The organism is Mesobacillus stamsii (genome assembly GCF_030814065.1).
GTDB classification, from domain to species: Bacteria; Bacillota; Bacilli; order Bacillales; family Cytobacillaceae; genus Mesobacillus; species Mesobacillus stamsii.
The window spans coordinates 27,933-42,526 of record NZ_JAUSUN010000003.1 but is presented as its reverse complement, the minus strand read 5'-3'; the positions used below and the strand labels follow the sequence as shown (position 1 = coordinate 42,526).

Genomic DNA, 14,594 nt, shown 5'->3' with positions numbered 1-14,594 from the left:
ATTTTTTGAAAGAAAAACAGAAATTACTTGTACTAATTGGGCCAACTGCTGTTGGCAAAACAAAATTAAGCATGGAACTGGCGAAAAAATACGATGCAGAAATAATCAGCGGCGATTCCATGCAAATTTATAAAGGGATGGATATCGGCACGGCTAAAATCAGCCCCGAAGAGATGGAAGGCATCCCACATCATTTAATCGATGTGAAAGAAGCGGAGGAAAGTTTCTCAGCCGCTGAGTTTCAGGAGATTGTCAGAAGAAAAATAGTGGAAATCAGCGAACGTGGAAAGATGCCAATGGTTGTTGGTGGTACAGGCTTATATATTCAGTCTGCTATCTATGACTATCATTTTAGTGAGGCCCCTTCCGACCCAGCATTCCGACTGAGGCTAGAGAAAGAAGCAGAAGAAAAAGGCCCGAACTCTCTCCATAAGGAACTGAAAAGAATCGACCCGGAAAGTGCAGCCAGGATTCATCCCAATAATGTCCGCCGTGTGATCAGGGCGCTTGAAATGAATCATTGCACTGGAAAGACAGCAGGCGAGCTGCGGGCCAATCAGTTGCCAGAACTAGTGTATGATACGGCACTCATCGGACTAACGATGGAGAGAGAGTTGCTATACAGCCGGATTAACCTTCGTGTCGATCTTATGTTGAAACAGGGGCTCCTTGATGAGGTAAAGTATTTTTATGACAAAGGATTGCGAGACTGCCAATCGATCCAGGCAATTGGCTACAAAGAGCTCTACGAATACTTTGATGGGAAAGTTCTGTTGAGTGAAGCGATTGAAAATTTAAAACAAAACTCACGTCGCTATGCAAAAAGACAGCTTACCTGGTTTCGAAACAAGATGAATGTGGAATGGTTTGATATGACAGACTGTAATGATGCGGGAAAAAAAATCGCTGAAATTTCCCTCTTTATTGAAGGAAAGCTTAATATAAAAGCGAATACATAATAATAGAGATAAAAGAGGAGGATTCCACCCATGAAACAAGTGAACATTCAAGACCAGTATTTAAACCAGCTGCGCAAAGATAACATCAATGTGACCGTATTTTTATTAAACGGCTTTCAACTAAGGGGCCAAATAAAAGGATTTGATAATTTTACTGTTTTGTTTGAGTCAGAAGGGAAACAGCAGCTTGTGTATAAGCATGCTATTTCAACCTTTGCGCCGCAAAAAAATGTTCAAATTGATTTTGAAGCTCAGGCTTAATCTAATATTGAAAGAAGAAAACCCGCTGATTGCGGGTTTTTTCTTGTGGAGTTGCAATAGTCCTGTATGGGAGCGAAAAAGAAAATGAAAAGTTTATTTTAAAAATGAATTCCAAGGTTGTTGAATACATATAAATATAGGAGTTTTCTTTCTTGGGAAACCAACAAAATACGACAAGATAAAATTGTCTGGCATTATCTGAAAAAACCGAATGAATGGCACCTATACAGCGTTATGCTGTTATTGTTTTGAGAATGAGAGGTGTAATTTTTGGACCAACCGCTACGCAAGAAAAACAATGGTCAAATCAGCATTGTACTAAATGCACAAAAAAGAAAAGCGTTGACGAAGGATTTGCCAGAGTCGCAGCTGGTTCCAAAGTCGATCCCGCAGGAGCATACCGCTTTAAAGGAAATTGAAGAAGAGCTCGGAGCACTGGTTGGTATGGAAGAAATGAAAAGAATCATCAAAGAAATCTATGCCTGGATCTATGTGAACAAAAAGCGGGAAGAGATAGGACTAAGAGCTGGAAAACAGGCTCTCCATATGATGTTCAAAGGGAATCCAGGAACCGGAAAGACAACGGTGGCGAGGATTATTGGGAAGCTTTTTCTCAAGATGAATGTCCTCTCAAAAGGGCATTTGATTGAAGCCGAAAGAGCGGACCTAGTAGGGGAATACATTGGACACACGGCGCAGAAAACAAGGGATCTGATAAAGAAAGCAATGGGGGGAATTCTGTTCATTGATGAAGCGTATTCACTTGGCCGTGGAGGAGAGAAAGACTTCGGCAAAGAAGCGATTGATACTTTGGTAAAGCATATGGAGGATAAGCAACATGAATTCATCTTAATTCTTGCAGGCTACTCGCGGGAAATGGATTTTTTCTTGACCTTGAATCCTGGGCTTCAATCAAGATTTCCGCTGGTTATTGATTTTCCTGACTATACCATCGACCAGCTCATGGAAATCGGCCAGCAGATGTTGAAAGAAAGAGAATACAGCTTGAGCCATGAAGCCGAACGGAAACTGAGGGAACATCTAGTAACAGTGAAATCGACGCTTAGTGCTGTAGCTTTTTCAAACGGACGATACGTAAGAAATATTATTGAAAAATCGATTAGGGCCCAGGCGATGCGTTTACTGCTGCAAAACCAATATGATCGCCATGAACTGATGACTTTAAGGAGCAATGACCTTGTTTTTTCGGATGGCAGAAGGGGAAAATAATGTCAGCACATATTGTTGACATTGTTTTTTGAAGTTGTTAATATACCCATATAGGTATATTAAACGAAACGGAGGAATGCAAAATGAACGAAATTACGGTATACACAACGAACACATGTCCTTATTGCACGATGTTGAAGAATTTTCTTGATGATAAAGGACTTTCATACAAAGAAGTGAATGTCCAGCGTGATCCGATCGCAGCGCAAAGATTGGTGGATGCAACCGGACAAATGGGAGTGCCACAATCCAATGTCAATGGAAACTGGGTACTGGGATTTGATCCGAATTCCATTATGTCCTTCCTGAAATAATAGAATGAAAAAAGGATTCCTGTACTACTGGAATCCTTTTTTCATTTTCTCTGTATTTTTCTTTGCCGATCTATTTTGGTATGATTACTTTAGTTATCTAAGGAGAGAAGGGTACGATGTGGAACAGGATACTGTTTTTGAAAAAGTTATTCTTGTAGGCTGCCAGACGACGGAGGATGAGGACCTTCGTTTTCAATACTCGATGGAGGAGCTTGAGTCGCTAACGGAAACTGCGAAGGGAAAAGTCCTGATGCAGATTGTCCAAAAGCGGCCTAAGATCCATCCTGCTACATACATAGGGAAAGGCAAGGTGGAAGAACTGCAGGCACTTGTAGACGAACTTGAGCCGGATTTGATCATATTCAATGATGAGCTTTCCCCTAGCCAAAATCGGAATCTGTCATCTGGATTGAAGGCGAGGATCATTGATCGTACGCAGCTGATTCTTGATATATTCGCACAAAGAGCAAGGTCGAAAGAAGGGAAGCTTCAGGTTGAGCTTGCACAGCTGCAATATTTGCTTCCGCGTCTTAGTGGACAGGGGATTGAAATGTCGCGGCTTGGTGCCGGCATCGGGACAAGGGGTCCTGGTGAAACAAAGCTTGAATCGGACCGCCGCCATATCCGCAAGAAGATCGATGATATTAAAAGTCAGCTGTCCGTTATCGTTCAGCATCGTGATCGTTACAGAGAAAGAAGGAAAAAGAACAAGGCTTTTCAAATTGCTCTTGTCGGTTACACGAACGCCGGAAAATCAACCTTGTTCAATCGATTGACTGAAGCAGATTCATTCGAGGAAAACCGACTGTTCGCAACGTTGGATCCAATGACTAGAAAGACGATTTTGCCAAGTGGCTTTACTGCGCTGCTAACAGACACAGTCGGATTTATCCAGGATTTGCCGACGACTTTGATTGCCGCATTTCGTTCCACACTTGAAGAGGTGGGGGAAGCGGATTTGCTTCTTCATGTTGTCGATATGTCGAACGAGGATTATTTTTCCCATGAACAGACAGTCAACAAGCTGCTGGAGGATCTCGATGTTCATCAAATTCCCCAGATTACCGTGTACAATAAACGGGATATTGCCCATCAAGATTTCGTGCCTAACGCAAGGAACGAGACGGCATTCATCAGTGCGTTCAGTGAGGAAGATCGGAAGAATCTGCTCATCAAAATGGAACAGTCTATTATAGGTTTAATGGAGCCTTACCATGTCATGGTGCCATCTGATGAGGGCAAACTGCTGGTTCAACTGAAAAATGACACCATTCTCCGTGAGCTCCGCTTTGATGAGGAAAAACAACACTATGAATGCAAAGGATTCTCTTTAACTGACCATCAAATAACAGGGCAGCTAAAGCGATTTTCAAAGTGAAAATGAGATATTAGATAGGAGAACAGCATGTTTACACAATTGAAGAACGGGCCTTTGCTGCAGCCGCTTGTAAGGGAAGTGGAGCAGCAAATTGCCGGAGTACACAGGAAATTGGAAGAACGAATCGATACCAATCAATTCAGGGTGCTGCGAAGCTTCCAGAAACATCGCGTGAGCGACTCTCATTTTATCCCGACGACAGGCTATGGGTATGATGATGCAGGACGCGAGACGCTTGAAAAAATATACGCAGACGTGTTCGGTGCTGAAGCAGGACTTGTCCGCCCGCAAATCATATCAGGAACGCATGCGATCTCTATTTCTTTGTTTGGAATCCTGCGTCCTGGAGACGAGCTCTTATATATTACTGGAAAGCCATATGACACTCTGGAGGAGATTGTTGGAATTCGCGGAACCGGGAATGGTTCCTTGAAGGAATTCGGGATTAGCTACAATTCGGTTAGTCTCACAGAAAAAGGCGAGATCGATTGGATGGCAGTAAAACAAGCAATAAAGCCTGAAACGAAAATGATAGGCATACAGCGTTCAAAAGGCTATGCAACGAGGCCTTCATTCACTGTAGAACAAATTGGCGAAATGATCAGGTTTGTGAAGGAAATCAAAACGGAGCTCATCGTTTTTGTCGACAATTGCTATGGCGAGTTTGTCGAAGAGCTGGAGCCCTGTCATGTCGGTGCAGATTTGATGGCAGGTTCATTGATCAAAAATCCCGGGGGTGGTATTGCTAAAACAGGCGGATATATTGTCGGCAAGGCGCAATATGTCGAGTCCTGTGCCTACCGGATGACTTCTCCGGGAATTGGTGCAGAAGCTGGAGCATCCTTGTACTCTCTACAAGAAATGTATCAGGGCTTCTTTCTGGCGCCGCATATTGTTGCCCAGGCACTAAAGGGAGCAGTGTTCACAGCTGCATTGCTAGATCGTTTAGGAATGAATTCTTCTCCGAAATGGGATGCAGGGCGAACCGATTTAATCCAGTCTGTCCAATTCGATGACCGCGACAAAATGATTGCCTTTTGCCAGGCGATCCAGTATGCATCCCCAATCAATTCCCATGTAACTGCATACCCGGCCTATATGCCTGGATATGAAGATGATGTCATCATGGCTGCTGGTACATTCATCCAGGGTGCAAGTATCGAATTGACCGCGGATGGGCCTATTAGGCCACCGTATACAGCGTATGTACAAGGTGGCTTGACCTATTCCCATGTGAAGATAGCGGTTCTTACTGCAGTCGATTCTTTAATAGAGAAAGGTTTAATCCTAGTAAAATAGGGAACGATACAAAAGATGAATATTTTTATGTAAGAAAATCTAACATGCATTTGACAACATATCTTACATTGATTATAATAAAAATATCTTAAGGAAGGGAGGAGAAATCATAATGGACGGTAGTGAAATTCGCCGGAATATGCCACTTTTCAGCATCGGAATTGTCATGCAGCTGACAGATTTGACTGCCAGGCAAATCCGTTACTATGAAGAGCATGAATTGATTTCTCCAGCTAGAACCGAGGGAAACAAACGGCTCTTTTCCTTAAACGATATAGACAAACTCTTAGAAATCAAAGATTTGATTGATCAGGGTGTCAACATGGCAGGCATCAAGAAACTATTTCATGTAAAACAAGAGGCACGCATGAAGGATACGGAGACGTCAAATGTGGAAAAAACGAGGCCAAATCTTTCCGATGCAGACTTAAGAAAATTGCTTCGCAAAGAATTGCTACAGGCAGGCCGCTTCCATCGTTCAACAGACAGAGGAGACATGTCGAGGTTTTTTCATTAAAGGTATTTTAGTAAATTTCGTTGCGTGCACAAAAAAAGAGGATGTAGGAGGAAAGCAAGGATGGCGAAAACATACACTAGAGAAGATATTATCCGATTGTCAAAAGAAGAAAACGTGAAATTTATTCGATTGCAGTTCACTGATATTCTGGGAACAATCAAAAACGTAGAAATTCCGATCAGTCAACTTGAAAAAGCTCTTGATAATAAAATGATGTTTGACGGATCTTCAATCGAAGGGTTCGTTCGAATTGAAGAGTCTGATATGTATCTAATCCCTGATTTTGACACATGGGTCATATTCCCATGGACAGCAGAAAAAGGGAAAGTTGCTCGCTTAATCTGTGATATCAATAATGCGGATGGCACACCTTTCGCAGGTGACCCTCGAGGAAACCTGAAGCGAGTTTTGAAAGAAATGGAAGAAATCGGATTCACTAATTTTAATCTTGGACCAGAACCGGAATTCTTCCTGTTCAAGCTTGATGCAAATGGCGAGCCAACACTCGAGTTAAATGACAATGGTGGATATTTCGACCTTGCACCTACAGATCTTGGGGAAAACTGCCGCCGCGATATCGTCCTTGAACTGGAAGAGATGGGCTTTGAAATCGAAGCATCACACCATGAGGTAGCTCCTGGCCAACATGAAATCGACTTTAAATATGCAGATGCATTAACTGCATGCGACCGAATCCAAACTTTTAAGCTTGTTGTCAAAACAATTGCAAGGAAACATGGACTGCATGCAACCTTCATGCCAAAGCCGTTGTTTGGCGTGAATGGATCTGGTATGCACTGCAATTTGTCATTATTCAAAAACGGCGAGAATTCATTCTATGATCCATCCAATGAAAAACTGGAACTAAGTGAAACTGCTTACCAGTTTATCGCAGGAACACTAAAGCATGCTTCTGGATTCACTGCAGTAACCAACCCTACTGTAAACTCCTATAAGCGTCTAGTTCCTGGCTATGAAGCACCTTGTTATGTAGCGTGGTCCGCTAAGAACCGCTCTCCATTGATCCGAATTCCGGCATCACGCGGTCTGAGCACACGGATTGAGGTGCGCAGTGTGGACCCGTCTGCTAACCCATACCTTGCGATGGCAGTATTGCTGGCTGCAGGACTTGATGGAATTAAAAAGAAGATGGCACCTCCTGCATCAGTTGACCGCAACATCTATGTAATGAACAAAGAAGAGCGTATAGAGGAAGGGATCAACGATTTGCCGCCAACTCTAATAGCTGCACTTGATCTGCTGAAGAAAGATGAAGTCATCAGCGCGGCATTGGGCGACCATATCCTTGACCACTTCATCGAAGCAAAAGAAATCGAATGGGATATGTTCCGCACACAAGTACACCCTTGGGAACGCGAGCAGTATATGAGCATGTACTAACAAGATTAACCCTTCATACCATTGGTATGAAGGGTTTTTTGCTTTTTGGGACGATTTTCTATGGATGTACAAACTGCTACAGAAAAAATTCTTTTCAGAGTGCCCTTTTACCTAGAAAATTTACGTTGGTTGCATCAAAATGTTTGTCGGCAATTTTCTTTTTTAATAGAATTTTCGGATCAAAATATGATAAGTTAATACAAAGTGATGGTAGGAAAGGGAGGATATTGATGATCGATAAAGGGATGGTTAAACAAGAAATTTTGGATGCATTCCATTTTAGGCATGCAACAAAGGAATTTGACCCAAATAAGAAAATCCCGGAGGAGGACTTTCGTTTTATTCTCGAGATAGGGCAGCTGTCCCCTAGTTCTTTTGGATTTGAACCATGGCGTTTCCTTGTCGTTCAGAGTGCAGCTCTCCGCGAAAAAATTAAGAATACAGCCTGGGGGGCATATAGCAAGCTTCCGGAAGCAAGCCACTTTGTCGTGATTCTCGCAAGAACAAAGCTTGACACAAAATATGATTCTGAATACTTGCAAGATCATTTCAGAAATAAAAAAAAGATGCCAGAAGATTTCATGGCCAATTACCTAAAGCGCATCGAGGAATTCCAAAAGTCTGATTTTCAATTGCTCGATGGGGATCGCCCGCTTTTTGATTGGGCATGCAGGCAAACTTATATTGCCCTTGCTAATATGATGACCGCAGCAGCGCAAATTGGCATTGATTCCTGTCCAATTGAAGGGTTTAATTTTGAAAAAATGAACAAACTGCTCGAAGAGGAAGGGTTGCTAGAAGATGGGCATTTTGGCATTTCCGTTATGTGCGCGTTTGGCTACCGAATGAATGAGCCAAAGCCGAAAACAAGAAGGCCGCTTGATGACATCGTTAAATGGGTGTAAAGGGAATTCGAATGCCTGGCTAATGCCAGGCTTTTTTCAGTTACTGTGATTCTTCCAGCGTTTCGCGATACTCCTTGCCTTTTTGGACATATGTTTCGATGGAAAGCTGAATGAGCTGCAAATCTTTTTCACCAATTTCCCGAACTACTTTACCAGGTGCACCCACTACAAGAGAACGTGGCGGAATCTTCTTCCCCGATGGTATCAAGGTGTTGGCTCCGATGATGCATTCCTCCCCGATTTCTGCTCCGTCCAGGATTGTCGATCCCATTCCGATAATACATCTTTTCTTGATCGTACAGCCATGGAGAATTGCATTGTGGCCAACAGTCACCTCGTCCTCAATAACAAGAGGTGAGCCTTCATACAAATGGCAGGTAACATTATCCTGAATGCTGCACCTTTCACCTATTGTAATCGTATCTTCATCCCCTCGCAAAACGGCATTGAACCAGACAGTCGAATTTTTTCCGATTTTCACATCTCCGATAATATAGCTTCCAGGTGCTTGGAACACTGTTTCATGAACTGCAGGTTTTTTTTCTAAATAAGATAGAATCATGTGAGCCTCTCCTTATCTTAATTGTCTTAATTATAAAAAAATTATAACATGAATCAAGGCTTATTTTGTGAATTTTGTATGGAGAGCTTCCCCATAACTTTCTATAAAATGAGGCATGCTCATTCTTTTGATAAAAGTTAATAAATCAGAAAAAAATGATAAAATACATCTTTACTTTTATGCATAAAAGCGGTAAAGTAACCAAAAGACCTTATAATAAAACATACATAAATCAAAGCCGGTTTTTAAAAAAATCTAGGGGGATTACCATGAAAAAACCAGGAAAAGCAATTTCTCTTATTTTAGCTAGTGCTCTGCTAATGGCTGGCTGCGGAGGAAAGGAAACATCCAATGGCTCAGCAGAAAAACAATACAAAATCGGTTTGACACAATTCGCAGAGCATCCATCTCTTGATGCTGCAACAGACGGATTTAAAAAAGCACTTGAAGAAAAAGGCTTCAAGGAGGGGGAGAATGTCACTTTTGACTTTCAGAACGCTCAGGCTGATATGAACAATACAGCAACCATTGCCAATAATTTCGTTGGTGATAAGGTGGACCTGATCTTTGCCAATGCAACTCCAAGCGCTGTAGCCGCACTTAATGCAACAAAGAATATCCCAATCATTTTCACATCCGTGACAGACCCGGTGGGAGCGGGCCTTGTAGAAGCATTTGACAAGCCAGGCGACAATATTACTGGTACAACCGATAACCATCCAGAAGCGACGAAAAAGACCATTGATTTCATGACGAATGAAATTGGTGCTAAGAAAATCGGTGTGATTTATAATGCAGGTGAACAGAACTCCGAAGTTCAGCTGAAGGAAGTGAAGAAGCTTGCGGAAGCAAATGGAGCGAGTGTAGTCGAAGCATCGATTTCAACATCTGCTGAAGTTAAACAGGCAGCTGAATCACTTGTGGGTCGTGTGGATGGAATTTACATACCAACAGATAACACAGTCGTTTCTGCGCTTGAATCGGTTATCTCTGTCGCAAACGACAAGAAGATTCCATTGTTTGTCGGCGAACTTGATTCAATGAAGCGTGGAGCAGTTGCTGCCAGCGGGTTTAGCTATTTTGACATTGGCTATCAGTCGGGGCTTATGGCTGCTCAAATTTTAGCAGGTGACAAGAAAGCTTCTGAAATTCCTGTAGAACTTCCAAAATCTTTGACATTAACCATCAATAAAAAGGCTGCGGAAGCACAAGGAGTTGTAGTCAAGGAAGAATGGGGAGACAACGCAGAGTTTTACGAAGAATAAGGGAAAGGATGATTCAACTTGTTTACATCAATATTTGGAGCATTTGAGTCGGGCATTATCTATGCCATTATGGCTCTAGGCGTATACCTGTCCTTTCGGATACTTGATTTTCCAGATTTGACGGTAGACGGCAGCTTTGTAACAGGAGCGGCCGTTGCCGCGATTATGATCGTGAATGGCTCTAATCCGTTTGCTGCTACGTTGACGGCTCTTGTTGCGGGATTTATTGCAGGCAGCCTGACAGGCTTGATTCACACTGTCGGCAAAGTCAATGCGCTCTTATCAGGTATTCTGATGATGATTGCTTTGTATTCTATCAACCTAAGAATAATGGGTAAATCAAATGTGCCGCTGCTGAATACCGATACTGCAATGACCTCCGTAAGGGGCTTTTTCGAAAAAACTGGCATCGATGGATTTATGAATGGGTTGCTGACAGCAGTAGGACTGGGAGACAGCCTCCCTCAGACTTGGGGAATTTTGCTGTTCATGCTTATCGTGACATTTGCGATAAAATTCCTTACTGATGCATTTTTAAAAACAGAAGTAGGCCTTGCGATCAGGGCTACTGGAGATAACAAAAGGATGATTCGCAGCTTTTCTTCCAATACAAATTTGATGATTATTCTTGGTCTTGGTCTTTCGAATGCGATGGTAGCATTTTCGGGTGCACTGATTGCCCAGCAGGGTGGATTTGCGGATGTTGGCATGGGAATTGGGATGATTATCATTGGACTTGCTTCTGTTATTATTGGTGAAGCATTGTTCGGAACTAAATCAATCGCCAGGACAACGCTTGCTGTTATTGGCGGATCGATTATCTATCGCATTGTGGTTACTCTGGCGCTAAGAGTGGAGTTCCTTGAACCAGGTGATATGAAATTGATCACAGCCGTGATCGTCATTCTGGCGCTGACTGCTCCGAAGATGATCGAAAGCTATAGAGAGAAAAAGCGGAAGGTCAAAAGACAGCTTGACAATCTGCAAATGGTTGTTGTTTCTTCTGAAGGAAGGGGGAAGGCTGGTGCTGCGCTTAAGTCAGATTCATAGAATTTTTAATGAAGGCACTCCAGATGAAAAAACAGCCCTGGATAATATCAATCTTACATTAAATAAAGGAGACTTTGTTACCGTAATTGGCAGTAATGGGGCAGGTAAGTCTACTTTAATGAATGTCATTTCCGGTGTTATGCTCCCTGACCACGGAAGGGTGGAACTGGATGGAAAGGATGTTACCAATATATCTGAGTATAACCGGTCGAAAATGATTGGCCGAGTCTTTCAAGATCCAATGGCCGGCACTGCTCCGAGCATGACCATCGAAGAAAACTTGGCGATTGCCTTTTCGCGGAACAAGCGACGGACGCTTGCCCGTGGAGTCACCAAGAAACGACGTGATTTTTTTAAAGAAGTATTGGAATCCCTCCACCTTGGCCTTGAAAACCGCTTGAATGCAAAAGTCGGAATGCTGTCAGGTGGAGAGCGACAAGCCCTATCCTTGCTGATGGCTACCTTCACCGAGCCATCGATCCTCCTTTTGGATGAGCATACAGCAGCACTTGATCCGTCACGGGCAGAACTTATTACCAATTTGACAAAAGAAATTGTGGATAAATACAACCTTACAACTCTGATGGTCACGCACAATATGCAACAGGCACTAGATCTTGGCAACAGGTTGATCATGATGGACAACGGGCAGATTATCCTTGAAGTAGATGAAGATCAAAAAGCGAAGCTGACAATCGAAGACTTGCTGAAAGAATTCCAGCGTATTCGCGGAACGAAAATGGCTAGTGACAGGGCATTGCTTAGCTAAAAAAATCAACCAGCTTATATGCTGGTTGATTTTTTTGTGTCTTTTTAAAAACAGAAATTGGTATCAGCTGTGGAGAATGGAGGGCAATCTGCTCAAGGAACAACTGGCAAGCTTCAGTAAGACTGATACAGTGTGTAAAAACGGCATTGAATGTTCTGGAAAATGCTGAAGCGTTAATTGTTCCTGTTGTTGGGAGCGTGCGAACCCTGGAAAATGTGGTAAATAAAATGGCGGTTACTGGTTCTGATCCAGCAGGTTGAATAACTGATCAAGATGGATTGGCTTTTGCAAGATAAAGAGTTAGTAAGGCTGCGAAAAGTTCGGAAGCAGGTTCCGAACAACTGGTTGCGAAGGATTCGGAAGTAGGTTCTGAACGATAGCTTCGAGTCTCGGGAGTGGGTTCAGCTGGTTGAAGATAAGGCAGCCGACAGTCTGCTTCCGAGCGGTTCAAAAGCAGGTTTCGAAGCGGATCCAAGAGTTGCTTCCAACAACATCTCATTGATGCTTGCATTCCGTGGACGACTGAAGCAGATTGCCAAAAGGATGGTTTAATTCTTGTATACCTGGATCGAGAGATAGAAAGAGTAGGCCGAATGAATTGGCCTTTTATACGAGAGTGTAAAAACTGCTGGAAAAAATACGCATTTTTTTCCAATTCGCCAATAAAAATAAATTATCGCCAATAAAAAAAATTTATCGCCAATAACTATAGCATTATCGCCAATAAAATGGTGAACTCCGCCAATAAAATGAAATTTTCGCCAATAAACGGATTTCCATCTACTTAATGGGTATAGAAAAGATGAGATATTCTACTCCAAACGAAATAATCGGAATTATAGTGGGCAATACTAACAAAATCGACTACGGTTTAGGAGGATATGACGTGACTTTATCGATCTTCGCCTTGGGAGGAATCAATGAAATCGGCAAAAATATGTATGTAATCCAATATGAGGACGATATTTTTGTGATTGATTGCGGCGGAAAATTTCCTGATGAGAGTCTGCTTGGAATCGATTTGATTATCCCGGAAATGACTTATCTAGAAGAAAACCGCGAAAAAATTCGCGGCTTGATCGTGACCCATGGACATGAGGACCATATCGGGGGCATTCCCTATTTTTTCAAAAAGCTAAAAGCGCCTGTGTATGCTACTAATTTCACGCTTGGCTTGATCGAGTTAAAATTAAGGGAGCATAAGCTGTTGCGAGATACAGAGCTGAAGAAAATCAATTCAGATTCAGAATTAAATTTCGGCAAGGTAAAGGTTTCGTTTTTCAAAGTAAGCCATAGTATTCCGGATTGTCTCGGGGTTGTTTTCCACACTCCAGAGGGGAATATTGTCCATACAGGAGACTTCAAATTCGATCTGACCCCAGCAAATGATGGACAATCAGAAATTCATAAAATGGCAAGAATCGGAACCGAAGGAGTTCTGGCCATGCTGTCTGAAAGTACGAATGCGGAGCGGATAGGGCTCACGCCATCAGAGCGAATGGTCGCCGGTCATTTGGAAGAAGCATTCATGAAGGCGGAAGGGAAAATTTTTGTCTCTACTTTTGCCTCAAACGTGAACAGGATTCAGCAGGTTGTCGAGGCGACAGTCAAAACAGACAGGAAGCTTGCTTTGCTTGGTAGGAGCATGGTGAATGTTGTAGATGTTGCGATAGAAAGAGGCTACCTCGATGTTCCAGAGGGAATGCTAATTGAACCGCATGTTGTCGACCAGCTGGACCCTGGAAAGGTTACAATTTTATGTACGGGCAGTCAAGGTGAACCGATGGCAGCACTTGCCCGTCTTGCAACCGGGAATTTTCGAGATGTATCGGTCTATCCTGGAGATACGGTCATCATGGCTGCGTCACCGATTCCAGGCAATGAAAAAGATGTATCAAAAATCATTGATAACCTTTTTAAGCTCGGAGCCAATGTGATTTACGGCTCAGGTAGCACGACCGGTATGCATGTTTCCGGTCATGGCTACCAGGAAGATCTCAAATTAATGTTGACACTGATGAAACCGAAATATTTCATCCCGATCCATGGGGAATATCGCATGCTCCATCATCATCGCTTGCTTGCAGAATCAGTTGGCGTAGAAAAAGGGCATACATTCATCATTAGAAATGGAGACATCGTTGATCTTGCAAATGGAGAAGCAAGACAGACTCGAAACATTCCGGCAGGTGACACTTATGTAGATGGTATAAGTGTCGGAGACGTCGGCGAAATCGTGCTAAGAGACAGAAAGCAGCTTTCTGAGGATGGAATGCTTGTGATCGTCCTGACTTTGAGCAAGTCGGAACGGAAAATTATCTCGGGGCCAGATACGATTTCCCGCGGGTTCGTATTCGTGAAAAACTCTGAAGATCTTATGCGCGACGTAAATAACCTAGTTGCTAAAACGGTAACGGAATTGCAGGAGGATAATGTCCATCGTTGGAATGCCATCAAGCAGGGAATCAAAAAAGCGGTGGGACAGCATATTTTCCAGCAAACGAGAAGAAAGCCGATGATCCTGCCGATAATTATTGAAATCTAACCAGATGTGAATTCGTTTCTGTTTTTTTTATGGCATAACACTTATTGCAGGAGTATCTCTCCTTTTTATCTGCACTTAAAAAATTTTTGAAAAATAGTTGCTTGAAATGGGCAACCACGTGAGGCAAATGGAAGGATGA

Annotated in this window: 14 protein-coding genes; 13 read left to right on the top strand and 1 reads right to left on the bottom strand. The window is 42.7% G+C overall.

From position 1 onward, the window contains the following. Positions 1–5: 5 nt before the first annotated feature. From miaA to J2S25_RS02845, 9 genes are all read left to right on the top strand, one after another. Positions 6–959: a tRNA (adenosine(37)-N6)-dimethylallyltransferase MiaA gene (miaA, locus tag J2S25_RS02885; protein WP_439117482.1), complete on the top strand. Its 954-nt coding sequence runs from the start codon at positions 6–8 to the stop codon at positions 957–959. Positions 960–989: 30 nt separating this feature from the next. After that, on the top strand, positions 990–1,220 hold the full coding sequence (gene hfq / locus J2S25_RS02880; RefSeq protein WP_044391830.1) for an RNA chaperone Hfq: 231 nt from the start codon (positions 990–992) through the stop codon (positions 1,218–1,220). Positions 1,221–1,490: 270 nt separating this feature from the next. Further along, positions 1,491–2,450 (top strand): stage V sporulation protein K, encoded by a 960-nt coding sequence (spoVK, locus tag J2S25_RS02875; RefSeq protein ID WP_044391831.1) that lies wholly within the window; start codon positions 1,491–1,493, stop codon positions 2,448–2,450. An 83-nt stretch (positions 2,451–2,533) separates the two neighbouring features. After that, a complete protein-coding gene (locus tag J2S25_RS02870; RefSeq protein WP_044391833.1) occupies positions 2,534–2,764 on the top strand; it encodes a glutaredoxin family protein in 231 nt (76 codons plus the stop codon). Between the two features lie 118 nt (positions 2,765–2,882). Beyond that, positions 2,883–4,142 (top strand): GTPase HflX, encoded by a 1,260-nt coding sequence (hflX, locus tag J2S25_RS02865; RefSeq protein ID WP_044391835.1) that lies wholly within the window; start codon positions 2,883–2,885, stop codon positions 4,140–4,142. Between the two features lie 27 nt (positions 4,143–4,169). Continuing rightward, positions 4,170–5,441 (top strand): methionine gamma-lyase family protein, encoded by a 1,272-nt coding sequence (locus J2S25_RS02860; RefSeq protein ID WP_044391837.1) that lies wholly within the window; start codon positions 4,170–4,172, stop codon positions 5,439–5,441. A 112-nt stretch (positions 5,442–5,553) separates the two neighbouring features. After that, a complete protein-coding gene (locus J2S25_RS02855; RefSeq protein ID WP_044391839.1) occupies positions 5,554–5,958 on the top strand; it encodes a MerR family transcriptional regulator in 405 nt (134 codons plus the stop codon). Positions 5,959–6,018: 60 nt separating this feature from the next. Next, positions 6,019–7,359, top strand: coding sequence for a type I glutamate--ammonia ligase (glnA, locus tag J2S25_RS02850; protein ID WP_044391841.1), 1,341 nt, complete (start codon positions 6,019–6,021; stop codon positions 7,357–7,359). Between the two features lie 230 nt (positions 7,360–7,589). Then, positions 7,590–8,264 (top strand): NAD(P)H-dependent oxidoreductase, encoded by a 675-nt coding sequence (locus tag J2S25_RS02845; RefSeq protein WP_044391843.1) that lies wholly within the window; start codon positions 7,590–7,592, stop codon positions 8,262–8,264. A gap of 40 nt (positions 8,265–8,304) precedes the next feature. Here the strand turns inward: J2S25_RS02845 and J2S25_RS02840 are convergent, their stop codons facing one another. Beyond that, complete coding sequence (locus tag J2S25_RS02840) at positions 8,305–8,826, bottom strand: gamma carbonic anhydrase family protein (RefSeq protein ID WP_044391845.1); 522 nt, start codon at positions 8,824–8,826, stop codon at positions 8,305–8,307. A 269-nt stretch (positions 8,827–9,095) separates the two neighbouring features. On the opposite strand from J2S25_RS02840, the gene J2S25_RS02835 reads away from it, so the two are divergent. The 4 genes from J2S25_RS02835 (at position 9,096) to J2S25_RS02820 (ending at position 14,455) form a co-directional block, all read left to right on the top strand. Then, on the top strand, positions 9,096–10,091 hold the full coding sequence (locus J2S25_RS02835) for an ABC transporter substrate-binding protein (protein ID WP_044391848.1): 996 nt from the start codon (positions 9,096–9,098) through the stop codon (positions 10,089–10,091). 18 nt (positions 10,092–10,109) lie between these two features. Beyond that, positions 10,110–11,141, top strand: coding sequence for an ABC transporter permease (locus J2S25_RS02830; protein ID WP_044391850.1), 1,032 nt, complete (start codon positions 10,110–10,112; stop codon positions 11,139–11,141). Next, a complete protein-coding gene (locus tag J2S25_RS02825; RefSeq protein ID WP_044391852.1) occupies positions 11,116–11,910 on the top strand; it encodes an ABC transporter ATP-binding protein in 795 nt (264 codons plus the stop codon). Before J2S25_RS02830 ends, J2S25_RS02825 begins: the two co-directional genes overlap by 26 nt. Positions 11,911–12,796: 886 nt before the next feature. Then, positions 12,797–14,455: a ribonuclease J gene (locus J2S25_RS02820; RefSeq protein WP_307191192.1), complete on the top strand. Its 1,659-nt coding sequence runs from the start codon at positions 12,797–12,799 to the stop codon at positions 14,453–14,455. The last annotated feature ends 139 nt before the right edge of the window (positions 14,456–14,594 follow it).